The 15558-nt window shown below is 67.5% G+C and carries 14 protein-coding genes; 12 read left to right on the forward strand and 2 right to left on the reverse strand.

Annotated features, from left to right (window positions below; all coding sequences use genetic code 11):
* Positions 1 to 41 precede the first annotated feature (41 nt).
* From JO391_RS15505 to JO391_RS15540, 8 genes are all read left to right on the forward strand, one after another.
* A complete protein-coding gene (locus tag JO391_RS15505; protein WP_220661350.1) occupies positions 42 to 881 on the forward strand; it encodes a helix-turn-helix domain-containing protein in 840 nt (279 codons plus the stop codon).
* Between the two features lie 85 nt (positions 882 to 966).
* Positions 967 to 1431 (forward strand): acetyl-CoA carboxylase biotin carboxyl carrier protein, encoded by a 465-nt coding sequence (gene accB, locus JO391_RS15510; protein WP_220661351.1) that lies wholly within the window; start codon positions 967 to 969, stop codon positions 1429 to 1431.
* 1 nt (position 1432) lies between these two features.
* Positions 1433 to 2794 carry an acetyl-CoA carboxylase biotin carboxylase subunit gene (locus tag JO391_RS15515; protein WP_220661352.1) on the forward strand — a complete coding sequence of 454 codons (1362 nt, stop codon included), beginning with the start codon at positions 1433 to 1435 and terminating at the stop codon, positions 2792 to 2794.
* Positions 2791 to 4257 carry a hypothetical protein gene (locus JO391_RS15520; RefSeq protein WP_220661353.1) on the forward strand — a complete coding sequence of 489 codons (1467 nt, stop codon included), beginning with the start codon at positions 2791 to 2793 and terminating at the stop codon, positions 4255 to 4257. The genes JO391_RS15515 and JO391_RS15520 overlap by 4 nt, the downstream gene beginning before the upstream one ends.
* Complete coding sequence (locus JO391_RS15525) at positions 4254 to 5075, forward strand: HAD-IIA family hydrolase (protein ID WP_220661354.1); 822 nt, start codon at positions 4254 to 4256, stop codon at positions 5073 to 5075. The genes JO391_RS15520 and JO391_RS15525 overlap by 4 nt, the downstream gene beginning before the upstream one ends.
* Complete coding sequence (locus JO391_RS15530) at positions 5075 to 7060, forward strand: acetoacetate--CoA ligase (protein ID WP_259444911.1); 1986 nt, start codon at positions 5075 to 5077, stop codon at positions 7058 to 7060. Before JO391_RS15525 ends, JO391_RS15530 begins: the two co-directional genes overlap by 1 nt.
* A complete protein-coding gene (locus JO391_RS15535) occupies positions 7057 to 7824 on the forward strand; it encodes an SDR family NAD(P)-dependent oxidoreductase (RefSeq protein ID WP_220661356.1) in 768 nt (255 codons plus the stop codon). The genes JO391_RS15530 and JO391_RS15535 overlap by 4 nt, the downstream gene beginning before the upstream one ends.
* Positions 7825 to 7959: 135 nt before the next feature.
* A complete protein-coding gene (locus JO391_RS15540; RefSeq protein WP_220661357.1) occupies positions 7960 to 9147 on the forward strand; it encodes a 2-aminoethylphosphonate--pyruvate transaminase in 1188 nt (395 codons plus the stop codon).
* A gap of 43 nt (positions 9148 to 9190) precedes the next feature.
* On the opposite strand, the gene JO391_RS15545 is transcribed toward JO391_RS15540, so the two are convergent.
* Positions 9191 to 10327 carry an S-(hydroxymethyl)glutathione dehydrogenase/class III alcohol dehydrogenase gene (locus tag JO391_RS15545; protein WP_220661358.1) on the reverse strand — a complete coding sequence of 379 codons (1137 nt, stop codon included), beginning with the start codon at positions 10325 to 10327 and terminating at the stop codon, positions 9191 to 9193.
* Between the two features lie 173 nt (positions 10328 to 10500).
* On the opposite strand from JO391_RS15545, the gene JO391_RS15550 reads away from it, so the two are divergent.
* A complete protein-coding gene (locus JO391_RS15550) occupies positions 10501 to 10797 on the forward strand; it encodes an I78 family peptidase inhibitor (RefSeq protein ID WP_220661359.1) in 297 nt (98 codons plus the stop codon).
* Between the two features lie 189 nt (positions 10798 to 10986).
* Here JO391_RS15550 and JO391_RS15555 read toward each other — a convergent pair whose 3' ends face one another.
* On the reverse strand, positions 10987 to 11430 hold the full coding sequence (locus JO391_RS15555; protein ID WP_220661360.1) for a c-type cytochrome: 444 nt from the start codon (positions 11428 to 11430) through the stop codon (positions 10987 to 10989).
* Positions 11431 to 11664: 234 nt separating this feature from the next.
* Between JO391_RS15555 and JO391_RS15560 the strand changes: the two genes are divergently transcribed.
* From JO391_RS15560 to JO391_RS15570, 3 genes are all read left to right on the forward strand, one after another.
* Complete coding sequence (locus tag JO391_RS15560) at positions 11665 to 13266, forward strand: Y-family DNA polymerase (protein ID WP_310795071.1); 1602 nt, start codon at positions 11665 to 11667, stop codon at positions 13264 to 13266.
* 85 nt (positions 13267 to 13351) lie between these two features.
* Positions 13352 to 14287, forward strand: coding sequence for an acetyl-CoA carboxylase, carboxyltransferase subunit beta (gene accD, locus JO391_RS15565; protein ID WP_220661361.1), 936 nt, complete (start codon positions 13352 to 13354; stop codon positions 14285 to 14287).
* Positions 14284 to 15558 carry a bifunctional folylpolyglutamate synthase/dihydrofolate synthase gene (locus JO391_RS15570; protein ID WP_220661362.1) on the forward strand — a complete coding sequence of 425 codons (1275 nt, stop codon included), beginning with the start codon at positions 14284 to 14286 and terminating at the stop codon, positions 15556 to 15558. The genes accD and JO391_RS15570 overlap by 4 nt, the downstream gene beginning before the upstream one ends.

The raw sequence follows: 15558 nt of genomic DNA on the forward strand, positions 1-15558 counted from the left end.
GCCCTTGCCGCGTCCAGACCTTTGCGCCACCGTTTCACCCTGTGACACATGCCGTCAAATCCATCACCGCCCTGTCGCGCGGTCTTCTTGTCTTGCAGCGCCTGCAAGCCGCGGGCGCGTTGACGCTGGCGGACCTGCACCGGCAGACCGGGCTTCCCAAGGCGACGCTCTTGCGCATCCTGAAGACCCTGGCCGAAGCCGGCGCGGTCTGGCAGCGCATGGTGGATGGGGCCTGGGTGCCTTCGTTTTCGCTGGCAGAGATGGCGGGGCGGATGGACCGCGAACATCAGCTGGTCGAAGTCGCCTCGCCCGTGCTGGCCGACCTGACCGCCCGCGTCGAATGGCCTTCGGTCCTGGCCGTGCCACGCCTGACGCATATGGAAGTGCTGGAGACCAACGCGGCGCGGGCGTATTTCGACCGCATACCGCTTGGCCCTGTCGGGTTTCAGGTGAACATGCTGCGGTCTGCCTCGGGCCGGGCCTTCATTGCCTTTTGCGAGGCCCCGGTGCGCGAGGCGATCCTTGAAACGCTGCGCCGGTCCGAGCGCAAGGGCGACCGCCTGGCGCGCTTGCCGGACAGGGTGGCCGCACTTCTGGCCGAAACGCGCGCACAGGGTTTTGGCCTGCGGGATCCGGATTTCGGGGGCCATTTCGACGAGGGCCGCAGCACGCACGACGACGGGCGCGAAAGCCTTGCGCTGCCCATCCGTCTTGGCCCCCATGTCCCCGGCACGCTCAACATCACCTGGACCCGCCGCGCCCTGCCTCGCGCCCGCGCGCTGGCCCTTCTTGTCCCGGCCGCACGGGAGGCGGCGGACGAGATCGCCCGGCGCATGGGGCACGGCGTTTCACCTGATGAAACAGCCGCCACGGAGGGTTGAGCCGCCGGTGCTCTACCCCATAGCGTTGCCTACGGCGCCGTGAGGACGATGGGACAAGGCCAGACGGGGCGGCAAGGAGGAGCGGATGCTCACGCGGGCAGACATCGACGACATCCTGAAGCTGATCGACGGCTCGGACTTTCAGGAGCTTAAGCTGGAAATGGGAGAGTTGAAGCTGGAACTGCGCAAGGCCGGCAGCCCGCGCCCGCCCGTGCCACCCGCGCCTCTGCCCGCTGCTCCGGTTGCAGCGCCCGCCGGGGCGGCGCCGGTCGCCGCACAGGTCGTTGCCTCGGGTGGCGGCTCGGGTGGCGGCTCGGAGGTTCCGGCGCCTCTTCTGGGCACCTTCTATCGTGCCCCGCGCCCCGGCGCCGATGCTTTCGTGCAGGTCGGGGACACCGTTACGGCAGATACGGTGATCGGCATCATCGAGGTGATGAAGCTGATGAATTCGGTCCCCGCAGGCATCGCTGGCACCGTGACCGAAATCGTCGCGGAAAACGGCCAACTGGTGGAACACGGGCAGACGCTGATCCGCATCCGGCCCGCCTGACATGGCCCCGATCCGCCGCCTGTTCATCGCCAACCGGGGCGAGATTGCCGTCCGCATCCTGCGTACGGCCCATGCGCGGGGCATCGAGACCGTGCTTGGCACATCCGAGGCCGACCGCGACTCGCTGCCGGCCCGGCTGGCCACGCGGAGCATCTGCATCGGCCCGTCGCCGGCGCGCGACAGCTATCTGAAGGTCGAAACCGTGGTTGCCGCCGCATTGGGCACCGGTTGCGACGCGCTGCACCCCGGTTATGGTTTCCTGTCGGAAAATCGCGATCTGGCCGAGGCCTGTGCCAAGGCTGGCATCACCTTCATCGGCCCCACGCCGGATAACCTGGCCGCCGTGGGGGACAAGCTGACCGCTCGCACCCATGCAGAGGCCGCGGGCGTCCCGCTCGTTCCGGGCGGCACGGCAGAGACGCTGGCCGATGCCGTCCGGCTGGCAGGGGCCATCGGGTATCCCCTTCTGATCAAGGCGGTTGCGGGGGGCGGGGGCAAGGGCATGAAGCGGGTCGACCGGGCCGACGAACTCGCCCCGCTTTTCGACCTCGCCACCGCCGAGGCCCATGCCGCCTTTGGCGACGGCCGGGTCTATCTGGAACGCTATGTCACCTCGGGCCGGCACATCGAGGTGCAGATCATCTCGGATGGGGCGACCGTGCTTCATGCCGGCGAGCGCGACTGTTCCGTGCAGCGCCGCTATCAGAAGGTGGTCGAGGAAGCGCCGGCCCCCGGCCTGGACCCGGCGCTGCGGCAGGAGCTTCTTGACGCCGCGCTCCGCTTTGCCCGCCACATCGGCTATCGGTCGCTTGGCACGGTCGAGTTCCTGATGGATGTGGACCGCCAGCAGGTCTACTTCCTGGAGATGAACGCCCGCATCCAGGTGGAACACCCGGTCACCGAGGCCATCACCGGGCTTGATCTTGTCGCCCTGCAAATCGCCATTGCCGAAGGCCGCCCGCTGGATCTGCGCCAGGACGACATCACCTTTCACGGCCACGCCATCGAATGCCGGCTGAATGCCGAAGACCCTGCCAGGGACTTCGCGCCATCGCCTGGGCGCGTGGCGCTGGCGTGGTTCCCCGCCCTGCCCGGCCTGCGTGTGGACACGCATGTCCAATCCGGCGCAATGATCCCGCCCTTCTACGATTCCATGATCGCCAAGCTCATTGCGCAGGGGGAAACCCGAGACGCGACCCGCGCCACGATGTCCGACGCGCTGCGGCTCTTGCGGCTGGACGGCATTGCCAACAACGCCGCCCTGCACCGGGCGATCATGGCCGACCCCGCCTTTGCTGCGGGCGGCGTGGACACGGCTTACCTTGCGGGCCTGATGCCCGCCCAGACCGGGGGCGTCCCATGACCCGCATTTCGCTGATCGACACCACATTGCGCGACGGCAACCAGTCGAACTGGGGCGCGACCGGGCTGGACACCGGCATGATGCTGCAGATCGCGCCGGTGATGAACCGCGTGGGGTTCGAGGCCATCGACTTCACCACCTCAACGCATATGGCCGTGGCGGTGCGGTATTCGAAGCAGGACCCCTGGGAACGCCTGCGCCTGTTTCGTGCAGCGGCGCCCGACACGACGCTGTCCTTCCTGACCACAGGGATGCGCTTCATCTCGTGGGAGACCGCAAGCCACGAACTGATGGAGTTTGCCTTCCGCCTGCTGGTTCGCAACGGGATCGACCGTTTCGCGGTGATGGACCCGATGAACAATGTGCCTGCCATGCTGACCATGGCCGACCTGACGCGAAAGGCCGGGGGCGCCCGGATCGTCGCCGCGCTGACGTTTACCCTTTCCCCGGTCCATGACGACGCGCATTTCGCCGATGCCGCCCGCCGGCTTACCGAGACCGGCCGCTTTGACCGTCTGTACCTCAAGGACCCCGGCGGCCTTGTCACACCCGAACGCGCGCAGACGCTTATCCCTGCGCTGAAGGCGGCCATCGGCGCCGTGCCGCTGGAGTTTCACTCTCATTGCACCATTGGCCTTGCGCCCTTTGCCTACCCCGAGGCGGCCATCCGGGGCGCGGAGTGCCTGCACAGCTCTGCCTCGTCAGCCGCAAACGGCACGGGGCAGCCCGCCATGACCCCGACCATCGCCAACCTGCGTGACCTTGGCCTGAGCGTGGATGTCGATGACGAGGCGGTGGCGGAGATGGACGCCTATTTCACCACGCTCGCCAAAGCGGAGGGTCTGACCCACGGCACACCCGGCGAGTTTGACCGCGCCTATTTCCGCCACCAGATGCCCGGCGGCATGATGGGCACGATGAAGCGCCAACTGGCCGAAACGAAGCGGCTTCACCTGCTTCCGCAGGTGCTGGAGGAGGTCGAGCGCGTCCGGGCCGACCTTGGCTACCCGATCATGGTCACGCCCTTCTCTCAGGTTGTGGGAACACAGGCGCTGCTGAACGTCCTGTCCGGCAAACGCTATGAGACGGTGCCCGACGAGGTTACCCGCTATGTCCTTGGCCGTTTCGGCGCCCCCTCCATGCCGATGGATGCGGAGGTCGAGGATCGCATCCGATCCTCGAAACGCGCAAGGGAACTGGAGGACGAACCCCGCATGGCCTCGCTGGACGACTTGCGCGCGAAGGTGGGAAAGCATTACTCCGACGAGGAATTCCTGCTTCGTGCCGTCATGCCTGCGGATCAGGTGGATGCCATGGTCGCCGCTGGCCCCGCGCCCCGCAGCTATGACCCGAAGGCCCGCGGCGTGAAGCACCTCATCGCCGAACTTACGAAACGCAAGGGCCTTGGCCATGTACGGATCGAGACCCCCGACCTCAAACTTGAACTGAACGGAGACCGATGATGCACCGCCACAAGATCAGGGCCGCGGTCTTTGACATCGACGGCACGCTTGCGATGATGGACAAGGACAAGGGCACGTATACCGCCCTGCCCGGCGCGGCCGAGGCGCTGGCCGACCTTGCCGCCCGTGGCTTGCCCGTGGTGGCCTATACGAATGGCACGTTCTTCCCGCCCGCCCACTACTATCCCCTGCTGGCGGAGGCGGGCCTGGTGCTGGCCCCCGGACATATCCTGACCCCCGCCACGGTTGCCGCCGGGCTTCTGGCGAAGAAGGGCTATCGCCGCCTGATGGTCCTTGGCGCGGAAGGCACGAAGACCCCGGTGCGAGAGGCCGGGATCGACGTGGCCGAGCCCGGCGACGGCGGCGCCGTCGACGCGGTTCTGGTCGGCTGGACACCGGATTTCGGCGGGAAGGATCTGGAGGCCGCCGCCCAGGCGATCTGGGCTGGCGCGCCGCTGTACGCGACCTCCATCGCCCCCTATTTCGCCAGTGCCAAGGGCCGGATGCTGGGGATTTCCGGTGCCATCGTCGCGGCGCTTGGCAATGCCACCGGTGCGACCGCCACCGTATTCGGCAAGCCGGAGCCGCATGGCCTGACACTTGCCGCCGAGATTGCCGGCACCGCACCGCACGAGATGGCCGTCATCGGCGACGACCCCAAACTGGAAATCGCCATGGCCCGCCGGGGCGGGGCCTTCGCCGTTGGTGTGACGACCGGCATCGCCGACAGCGCCATGTTCAGCGCCGCGCCGGAAGACACCCGCGCCCATGTGGTGCTGCCCGGCCTTGGCGGCCTGATGCAGCGGGACTGGTGGTGATGGTCGCGGAAGGCGAGGTGCTTTGGCAGGCGCCGCCCGACCGCATCGCCGGACTGAACCTGACGCGCTATCTTGAAAAGCTGGCCACGAAGGGCCTGCACTTCGACGGCTATGCCGACCTGCACCGCTGGTCCGTCAGCGATCTGCCGGCCTTCTGGTCCTCTGTCGCGGACCATTTCAACCTGATGTTCGACGGCACCCCGACGGCCATCGTCACCGCCGACCCGATGCCGCGCACCCGGTGGTTCACCGACACCCACGCCAACTACGCCGAACACGTCCTGCGGCATGAGACCAGCGGCGACCCCGGCCGGACCATGCTGCACCACGGTTCGGAGCTTCGCCCGATGGCCACGGCGTCCTGGGCCGGAATTGCCGGTGCGACGCGCAGGCTTGCCACCCGGATGCGGCAGATGGGCATCGGCCCCGGCGACCGCGTCGTGGCCTATATGCCCAACCTGCCCGAGACGGTGATCGCGATGCTCGCCACCACCGCCATCGGCGCAACATGGTCCTCGGCCGCGCCGGAGTTCGGCGCTCAGACGGTGATCGACCGTTTCGCGCAGATCGAGCCCAAGCTGGTCCTTGCGGTGAACGGCTACCGGTATGGCGGCAAGGATTTTGACCGCAGCGCCGATCTTGGGCGCATCCTGGGCGCGTTGCCCACGGCGGAACACCTGATCCTGCTGGACTATCTTCCGGGCGCCGCAGCCCCGGAAACCCGGATTCCGGTGACAAGCTGGGAGGAGGCACTTTCCGGACCGGACGTGCCGCGCGAGGCGTTCCGTTATACCCGCGTGCCATCGGATCATCCGCTGTGGGTCCTGTTCACCTCGGGCACCACCGGCCTGCCCAAGCCTATCGTTCATGGCCATCACGGCATCTTGCTGGAGCATTACAAGACCGCCGCCTTCCACTTCGAGATTCAGCAAGGCGGCGCGCTGTTCTTCTATTCCACCACCGGCTGGATGGTCTGGAACACGCTGATGTGGGGGCCGCTGATGAATGGCCGTGCCGTGCTTTATGACGGCCACCCGGCGTTCCCCGATGCCAATCTGCTGTGGCGCATCGCCGACCAGACCGACACGACCGTCCTGGGCGTGAGCCCGACCTACATCCAGATCGTGCGCCAGCAAGGCATCGAGCCGGGCCGAAGCTTCGGCCTGACGGCGCTGCAATCGGTCATGCTGGTGGGCTCGCCCTCGACACCGGAAACATTCGACTGGGTCCATCGTACGGTGAAGCGCGACGTCTGGGTCTCGTCGCAATCGGGGGGGACCGAGTTCTGCTCGGGTCTTCTGGCCGGCTCGCCGCTTCTGCCCACGCGGGCGGGAGAGATCCAGGCCGCGGCCCTTGGCGTGGATGCCGTGGCACTGGACGAGGCCGGCAAGCCGGTGGTTGGCGAGGTCGGCGAACTTGTGATCCGCCAACCCATGCCCTCGATGCCCTTGTGCTTCTGGGGCGACGGGGATTTCGCTCGCTACACCGCCAGCTATTTCGAAACCTGGCCCGGTCTGTGGCACCACGGCGACCGCGTCCGGTTCACCGCAACCGGGGGGGCGCACGTGCTTGGCCGCTCGGATGCCACGCTGAACCGCTTTGGCATCCGCATCGGGTCGGCCGAGATTTACCGGACCATGGAGTCCATTCCCCAGGTCGCCGACAGCCTGGTCCTGTGCATCGAGGATGGAAGGGGCGGGTTCTGGATGCCCCTGTTCGTGCAGTTGGCGCCCGGCGAGACGCTGACCGACGATCTGAAGGCCACCATCAACCGTCGCCTGAAGACCGAACGTTCGCCCCGCCATGTGCCGGACGAGATCATCGCGGCACCGGAAATCCCGGTCACGCTGACCGGCAAGAAGATGGAGGTGCCGGTGCGCAAGCTGATGATGGGTGTTCCCCTTGGGAAGGTTGCCAGCCGTGACGCCACCCGCAATCCGGCCGCGCTGGACTGGTTTGCAGCCCTTGCCGCGACCCGCGCATGAGCCTTTCCCGCATCTTTTCGGTCGCCGGCAAGGTCGCCTTCGTTACCGGAGCTGCACAGGGGCTCGGCCGGGCGATGGCCGAGGCCCTGGCGGAGAACGGGGCAAGGGTCCTGCTCTTCGACCGGGACGAGGCGGCGCTGGCCGAAACCGTTGCCCGCCTTGCCCCGGCCGAGGTGCTTGCCCATGCCGGCGACGTGACGCGCCCCGCCGACCAACACGCTGCGGTATCGCGCATGCTTGGCCTGTGGGGTCGGCTGGACATTGCCGTTGCGAATGCCGGGATTTCGGACGCCGACCCCGTTCCCCTTCACGAGATGTCAGAGGACGCCTGGACCCGCGTGATCGACGTCAACATTGCCGGCACCTTCCACACCTGCCGCGCCTCACTTCGCCCGATGGTGGTGCAGGGCGCGGGCAAGCTGATCACCGTTGCCTCGATGTGGGGCCTTGCCGCCCCGGCCGGGCTCTTTCCCCGCCCGGCCTATGCTGCAAGCAAGGGCGCGGTCGTCAACCTGACCCGCGAACTGGCTTTGGAATACGCGGCGCACAACATCCAGGTGAACGCGCTTTGCCCCGGCTTCTTCCGCACGCCGACACGCCCGCGCAGCGAGGCCGCAGCAAAGGCGATGACCGACTACACCCCGATGGGCCGGCTGGCCCATACGGATGAGATCAAGGGCTCTCTCCTTTACCTGGCCTCCTCTGCCTCTGACTTCGTCACCGGCACCACGCTTGTTGTGGATGGCGGCGTGCTGGCGCGGTGACAACTGCGATTTCGCCGAGTGCTTCGCGGAAAGTCGTTGACGCGGTTGTCACGAAGGGAAACCAAGATGCCCATGGGCGCCCGAACCGGCGGCCCTGCCTTCCGCGACCGGTGTGCCGCGCAGTGGAGCTTGCTCATGGATACCGCCAAGACGACCTTTCCCGATCCGAAGATGGGAGAGCCCTTTCTGCTGACGCCCGGCCCCCTGACTACGGCCCTGTCCGTGAAGGAGGCGATGCTCCGCGACTGGGGCTCGTGGGACGGCGATTTCCGGGCCATGACAAAATCGCTTTGCGACCAGTTGCTTGCCCTGGCAGGTGATGTGCAGGGCGATTACGCCTGCGTGCCGATGCAGGGCTCGGGCTCCTTCGCCGTGGAATCCATGATCGGCACGCTGGTGCCGCGCGAGGCCAAGGCGCTGGTGCTGGCCAACGGGGCTTACGGCCTGCGCGCGGCCGAGACGCTGCGCGTCATGGGTCGGGCGGTCAGCGTCATCGACAAGGGCGACTACCTTCCGCCATGCGGCGATGAGGTCGCCCGCGCGCTGGATGCCGACCCCGCCATCACCCATGTCGTCGCCATCCATTGCGAGACCTCGTCCGGCATCCTGAACCCGATCCCCGAAATCGCCGAGGCCGTCCGGTCGCGCGGCCGCAAGCTCTTGATCGATTCCATGTCCGCCTTCGGCGCCATCGACCTGGATGTGACCCGCATCCCCTGCGACGCCATCGTGTCTTCGGCCAACAAGTGCATCGAAGGCGTGCCGGGCTTCGGCTTCGTCATTGCACGCATGGACGCGCTGGAGGCGGCAAAGGGCAATGCCCATTCGCTGAGCCTGGATGCCCATGCCCAATGGGCGGCGATGGTGAAGACCGGGCAGTGGCGGTTCACCCCGCCCACCCATGTCGTTGCGGCCTTCCTTGAGGCGCTTCGCCTTCACGCCGCCGAAGGCGGGGTGGCGGGCCGCGGCGCGCGCTATGCGCGCAACCGCGATGTCATGGTAGCCGGGATGCGCGGCCTGGGTTTCGAGACGCTGCTGCGTGACCGCTGGCTGTCGCCGATAATCGTGACCTTCTTCACGCCGGCCCACCCGAACTTCGCCTTCCCGCGCTTCTACGACCTGATGAAGGCCAAGGGCTTCATCATCTATCCGGGCAAGCTGACCGTGGTGGACAGCTTCCGCATCGGCTGCATCGGCCGCATGGACGAGACGATCATGCGCCGCGTGGTGGCCGCCGCAAAGGAATCGCTGGCTGAAATGGGGGTGGATGACGCAACGCCGCCCGCTGCGGCACTGGCGGAACGCAACCGGCTTGCCGACTGAGGATCGGGCAGGACGGGCATCGCAGCCCGCCCTGCCCTTGCTGTCAGAACACCACCACCGAGCGGATCGACTTGCCGGCATGCATCAGGTCGAAGCCTTCGTTGATGCGTTCCAGCGGCAGGATGTGGGTGATCATCGGATCGATCTCGATCTTGCCGTCCATGTACCAGTCCACGATCTTCGGCACATCCGTGCGACCGCGTGCGCCGCCAAAGGCCGTGCCCTTCCAGACCCGTCCCGTCACCAGCTGGAAGGGCCGCGTCTCGATCACCGCGCCAGCAGGAGCCACGCCGATGATGATCGACTGGCCCCAACCCCGGTGGGTGCATTCCAGTGCATCCCGCATGACCTTCACGTTGCCGGTGCAGTCGAAGGAGTAATCCGCCCCACCGATCTTGTCGAAGGGCGTCTTGGTCATGTCCACGATGGCCTGCACGACCGAGGTGCCTTCGGGCAGCTTCTTTGGGTTGACGAAGTGCGTCATGCCAAAGCGGCGGCCCCATTCCTCCTTGTCGTCGTTCAGGTCCACGCCGATGATCATGTCGGCGCCGGCCAGCTTCAGCCCCTGGATCACGTTGAGCCCGATCCCGCCCAGGCCAAAGACCACGGCCTTTGCCCCGGCCTCGACATTGGCGGTGTTCAGGACCGCGCCGACCCCGGTGGTCACGCCGCAACCGATGTAGCAGATCTTGTCGAAGGGCGCGTCCTCCCGCACCTTGGCCAGCGCGATTTCCGGCAGGACGGTGTGTTGCGCGAAGGTCGAGCAGCCCATGTAGTGATAGATCGGCCTCCCATCCAGCATTGAAAACCGCGTCGTCCCGTCGGGCATCAGGCCCTGGCCTTGCGTCGCGCGGATCGCGGTGCAAAGGTTGGTCTTGCGCGACAGGCACGAGGGGCACTCGCGGCATTCCGGCGTGTACAGCGGAATGACATGGTCGCCCGGCTTCAGCGACTTGACGCCGGGGCCGCACTTCACCACCACGCCCGCACCCTCGTGGCCCAGGATCGACGGGAAGATCCCTTCCGGGTCCGCGCCCGACAGCGTGAACTCGTCAGTGTGGCAGATGCCGGTGGCCTTGATCTCGATCAGGACCTCGCCTTCCTTGGGGTCGTCGAGATTGACTTCCATGATTTCAAGCGGTTTGCCGGCGGCAACGGCAACTGCGGCGCGGGTGCGCATGAGATCCTCCTGGGTCGGTTTTTCCGGCGCAGGTTCGGCGAAAGCGCGGGGCAGCGCAATGGGCGTGTCCGGTAAATGCTTGCTGCAGGCGCAAAGGCATTTGGCCCCGCAGCGGGACGGGGCTATGGTGCTGACGGCGCCGACCGCGCCCTGATGCCGAGACAGGAGTTCCCATGCGTCTGCCCTTGCCATCCGTCTTGTGCGCCCTGTTGTCCGTGGCCGGGCTTGCGGCCTGCGAAACGGGTGTCGGCGGGACGAAGGGCAGCTACCGGCCGCCCCAGGATGCCTGCGGCGCGGCGGGATTGCAGATGCTGATTGGCCAGCCGCTGTCGGCGCTGACCTCGCTGTCGCTGGACCAGCCCGTGCGTGTGCTGAAGCCAGGTCAGGTCATGACGCTTGAATACCAGGAGGACCGGCTTTCGGCGACGGTGGACGGATCGGGCCGCATTGCGCGCCTTGCCTGCGGGTGAGGATGGCCGATCCTGCTTCGATGATCGTCCACCTGCGGTCAGTTCCGGCCAAGGTCGGCCGGATGCGGATTCTGCTGCGCGTCGCCGGTGCAGAGATCCTCATCCGCATCACTTGAAAATGATACGGCCCCCGGCAGGGGACTTGCCGGAGGCCGCAACCGGTTCCCGACGAGGGCCGGGAACGATCGGTCAGTTCATTGCGCGATAGCTGGTGTGGCAGTCCTTGCAGGCGCCGCCGATCGCGCCCATGCCGGCCCCGATGGTTTCGGCCGAGCTGACGTCGATCGCCATGGCCGCCGCGTTCAGCGCGCCGGCCTTGGCCACGAAATCATCCCAGCTGGTCCAGATTTCGGGCTTGGCTTCCGAGACCGGGTCGGTAGCCGGGTCCTTGAAGGCTTCGGCGATCTTGCCCGAATCGACAACCAGCGCCTCCTTGGCCTGCGAGGCGGCGTCTGCATCGAAGGCCACCTTGCCGCCGGCCAGGTCGGCCAGCACCTTGGTGTTGCCGGCGATCGACTTCATCAGGTCCTCACGCGCCTTCACCTGTGGGTCAGCTGCTTCGCCTTCTGCAAATGCGACGCTGGCGGCGGCAAGGGCGATCACGGTGATCAAGGTCTTGGAAATGATCTTCATTCAGTGGCTCCGGGGCTGCTATCCGGGCCACATTAGACGAGCTTCCCTTACGGGAATATGGACTTTGGTCCGATCCCCCCCTCCTCACGCACTTGTCATCGGTCCGGGGGACTCGACTCTGCTTCTTCATGCAGGCAAGATACGAACAAAGCATGAACATTTACATGGAAGGGGGACACCCTGGCACGGCGGATTCTCTCCCTGTGGTTTCCACGGCTTGCCGCCGAACGCTGGCTGAGGCGGATCGGGGGCGCGCTGCCGCAGCCCTTCGCCGTGGTCGGTGAGACCGGGGGCGCGCAGGTGCTTGTCTCGCTGAATGCCGAGGCCGAGACCGCGGGGCTGCGCCGCGGCCAGCCCCTGCGCGATGCCACGGCAATGTGCAGCGGCCTGCTGACCCGCCCGGCCGATCCGGTCAGCGAGGCACTGTTCCTGACCGCCCTGCGCCGGTGGGCGGGCAAGTTCAGCCCCTGGGTCGCAGAAGAGCCGCCCGATGCCCTTGTGGTGGATCTCACCGGTTGCGCCCATCTCTTCGGCGGGGAAGCCGCGCTGCTGGCCGAGGCCGAGGCCGATTGTGCCCGCCTTGGCCTGACCCTTTGCGGCGGCCTTGCCGACACGCGCGGCGCGGCCTGGGCGCTGGCGCGCTTTGCCGGGCAGTCCGGCCAACCGCTGCGCTCGGGCGACGACATCGCACAAGAAGCGCGGGCGACCCGGTCCCATGCCGCCAGGCGGCGGGGCTGGGAACGCGGTGGCGCCCTGCCTTCCGCCGCATCGGCCACGGAACCGCAAGGCCTGATCGCCCCGCCCGGCCAGACCGAATCCGTGCTGGCCCCCCTGCCGATTGCCGCCCTGGGCCTGCCGCCCGAGAGGACAGAAGGCTTCACCCGGCTTGGCCTGCGCACCGTGGGCGAGGTGCTGGCCCTGCCACGTGCGGGCCTGGCCCGCCGATTCGGCGCCGACACCGTAGCCCGCATCGACCGTGCACTTGGCCTGGCGCCCGAACCGATCTCGCCCGCCGCACCGCCCCTGCGTTTTGCCACCCGGATGCAGTTTCCCGAACCGATCGGCACCGCAGCCGACATCGCGGCGGGGATCGACCGGCTGCTTGACCCACTTTGCGCCCGGCTGCGTGAAAAGGGGCGCGGCGCGCGCCGGGTGCGCCTGCAGGCCCTGCACCCCGACGGCACATCGCAGTGGGTCGAAGTCGGCCTGGCCCAGGCTGCGGACCAGCCGGACCGCATCCGCACGCTGCTGGCGATGAAGATCGAAACCATCGACCCCGGCTTCGGCATCGACTGCCTGCGGATCGAGGCGATCCAGACCGAACCCGTCCATCCCGTGCAGCACCGCGGCCATTTCGAAGCCACGGCCGATGCCATGACCAGACAGGGCGGTACGCCCCGGCTTGGCGACCTGATCGAACGTCTCAGCACCCGGCTTGGCTCCGAATCGGTGACGCGGGCCCATCCGGCCGACAGCCACATCCCCGAGAAGGGCTCGATCATCCTTTCAGCCGCCTGGTCAGAACCCTGGGCCGAGCCCTGGCCGGCGGCCAACCCGCCCCGGCCACTGGTCATGATGCGCCCCGAGCCTGTTCAGGCCCCAGAAGACCCAACGCCCCCCGCCCGGTTCCGCTGGCGCGGGCGCAATCACGAAACCCGCACGGCACTTGGCCCGGAACGGCTTGCCCCCGAATGGTGGCTGGACGATCCTGCCTGGCGCAGCGGTGTGCGCGACTACTGGCGCATCGAAACCGCCACCGGCGAAAGGCTCTGGCTGTTCTTTGCCCATGGCGGGGCGCTGTCGGGCGGCTGGTTCGCCCACGGCATCTTCGGCTGATCCACAGCGCAGAATTGCATTCCGGCAGGGCCGGGACTATCTCGGGGTCCAGCCGCGCCCGAAGCCGCGCTCACAGGGGACCCGCATGAACTGGATCTCGAACTACGTTCGTCCGAAGATCAACTCGCTGTTCTCCCGGCGCGAGGTGCCCGAGAACCTGTGGACCAAGTGCCCCGAATGCGGGACCATGCTGTTCCACCGCGAACTGGCCGCCAACCTGAACGTCTGCACCTCGTGCAACCACCACATGGCGATCAGCCCGCGCGACCGCTTCACCGCGCTGTTCGACGGCGGCATCTTCACCGAGGTGAAGGTGCCCGAGCCCAAGGCCGACCCGCTGCATTTCCGCGATCAGAAGAAATACCCCGACCGCCTGAAGGCCGCGCAGAAGGCGACCGGCGAGAAGGAAGCGATGCTGGTGGCCGAGGGCGAGATGGGTCGAACCCCCATTGTCGCCGTGGCGCAGGATTTCGCCTTCATGGCGGGGTCGATGGGCATGTATGTGGGCAACGCCATCATCGCCGCAGCCGAACGCGCCGTCGCGCTGAAACGGCCGATGATCCTGTTCGCCGCCGCAGGCGGGGCGCGGATGCAGGAGGGCATCCTCAGCCTGATGCAGATGCCGCGCACCACCGTTGCCGTGCAAATGCTGAAGGAGGCGGGCCTTCCCTACATCTGCGTGCTGACCCATCCGACTACGGGCGGCGTCACCGCCAGCTATGCGATGCTGGGCGACGTGCAGATTGCCGAGCCCAATGCGCTGATCTGCTTCGCCGGCCCCCGCGTCATCGAACAGACCATCCGCGAAAAGCTGCCCGAAGGCTTCCAGCGCGCCGAATACCTGCTGGATCACGGGATGCTGGACATGGTCGTGCACCGCAAGGAAATGCGGGACGAACTCATCACCGTGACCCGGATGCTGATGAGCCTGCCCCCCGCCGTGAAGGGCGAACTGCCCGCCCCCGGCGTGCCCGAACCCGCCCGCACCGATCCGGCCACCGTCGTCGAGACCCAGGCGTGACCACTCCCGGCTCGGACGCGCTGCTCCAGCGCATGATGACCCTGCATCCCAAGGTCATCGACCTGACGCTGGCGCGGGTCGAGCGCCTGCTGGCGGCGTTGGACCACCCCGAACGACACCTGCCCCCGGTGATCCACATCGCCGGCACCAACGGCAAGGGCTCCACCCAGGCGATGATCCGCGCCGGGCTGGAAGCGGGCGGCGACCGCGTCCACGCCTATACCTCGCCGCATCTGGCCCGGTTCCACGAACGCATCCGGCTGGCCGGCGACCTGATATCGGAAGACTACCTGACCGAGCTTCTGGATGAATGTCTGGCTGCCAATGGCCCGGACCCGATCACCTTCTTCGAGATCACGACCTGCGCCGCCTTCCTGGCCTTCGCCCGCGTTCCGGCGGACTGGACGCTGCTGGAAGTGGGCCTCGGCGGGCGGCTGGACGCCACCAACGTGGTGGACAAGCCGCGCCTGACCATCATAACCCCGGTCAGCCTCGACCATCAGGCCTTCCTGGGCGACACCGTTGCCGCCATTGCCGGCGAAAAGGCCGGCATCATCAAGCGTGGCGTTCCGGTGATCGTCGGCCCCCAGACAGACGAGGGCCTGGCGGTCATCGAGGCCCGCGCCGAACGTATGAGCGCTCCGATCCTTGCCTTCGGCCAGCACTGGCATGTGCGCGAGGAAGCCGGTCGCCTGGTGTTTCAGGACGAAAGCGGCCTTCTCGACCTGCCGCTGCCCAACCTGCCCGGCCCCCACCAGATTCAGAACGCTGGCGCCGCGCTGATGGCGCTGCGCGCCCTTGGCCGGGACGAAGCCGCCTGCGAGGCCGCCGTGACGCGCTCGGAATGGCCCGCCCGGATGCAGCGCCTGCGCCGCGGCCCGCTGGTCGACCTGGCGCCCGGCATCGAGCTTTGGCTTGACGGAGGCCACAACCCGGCGGGCGGCGAGGCGGTGGCCGCCACGCTTGCCCGAATGGCGCCGCGCCCGACGCATCTGATCTGCGGGATGCTGAACACCAAGGATGTCGCGGGCTACATGCGCCCGCTCGCCCCCCGCGTGACCTGGCTTCACGCCGTGTCGATCCCCGGCGAGGCCAATACCCTGCCCGCGGAAACCACCCGAGACGCCGCACGATCAGCCGGAATGGATGCCGTCACCGCAGCCTCCGTCGCGGATGCCCTTGCCGCCATCGCGGCGCAAGACCCCACGGCGCGCGTGCTCATCTGCGGCTCGCTCTACCTCGCCGGCTCGATCCTGCGCGAGAACGGCTGA

Source organism: Neotabrizicola shimadae (assembly GCF_019623905.1).
GTDB classification, from domain to species: Bacteria; Pseudomonadota; Alphaproteobacteria; order Rhodobacterales; family Rhodobacteraceae; genus Neotabrizicola; species Neotabrizicola shimadae.

What these genes read in the sequence shown, in the direction of transcription:
- accB (WP_220661351.1), top strand. Translation starts at nt 967, where the DNA reads ATGCTCACGCGGGCAGACATCGACGACATCCTGAAGCTGATCGACGGC.
- JO391_RS15515 (WP_220661352.1), top strand. Translation starts at nt 1,433, where the DNA reads ATGGCCCCGATCCGCCGCCTGTTCATCGCCAACCGGGGCGAGATTGCC.
- JO391_RS15520 (WP_220661353.1), top strand. Translation starts at nt 2,791, where the DNA reads ATGACCCGCATTTCGCTGATCGACACCACATTGCGCGACGGCAACCAG.
- JO391_RS15525 (WP_220661354.1), top strand. Translation starts at nt 4,254, where the DNA reads ATGATGCACCGCCACAAGATCAGGGCCGCGGTCTTTGACATCGACGGC.
- JO391_RS15530 (WP_259444911.1), top strand. Translation starts at nt 5,075, where the DNA reads ATGGTCGCGGAAGGCGAGGTGCTTTGGCAGGCGCCGCCCGACCGCATC.
- JO391_RS15535 (WP_220661356.1), top strand. Translation starts at nt 7,057, where the DNA reads ATGAGCCTTTCCCGCATCTTTTCGGTCGCCGGCAAGGTCGCCTTCGTT.
- JO391_RS15540 (WP_220661357.1), top strand. Translation starts at nt 7,960, where the DNA reads ATGGATACCGCCAAGACGACCTTTCCCGATCCGAAGATGGGAGAGCCC.
- JO391_RS15545 (WP_220661358.1), bottom strand. Translation starts at nt 10,327, where the DNA reads ATGCGCACCCGCGCCGCAGTTGCCGTTGCCGCCGGCAAACCGCTTGAA.
- JO391_RS15550 (WP_220661359.1), top strand. Translation starts at nt 10,501, where the DNA reads ATGCGTCTGCCCTTGCCATCCGTCTTGTGCGCCCTGTTGTCCGTGGCC.
- JO391_RS15555 (WP_220661360.1), bottom strand. Translation starts at nt 11,430, where the DNA reads ATGAAGATCATTTCCAAGACCTTGATCACCGTGATCGCCCTTGCCGCC.
- accD (WP_220661361.1), top strand. Translation starts at nt 13,352, where the DNA reads ATGAACTGGATCTCGAACTACGTTCGTCCGAAGATCAACTCGCTGTTC.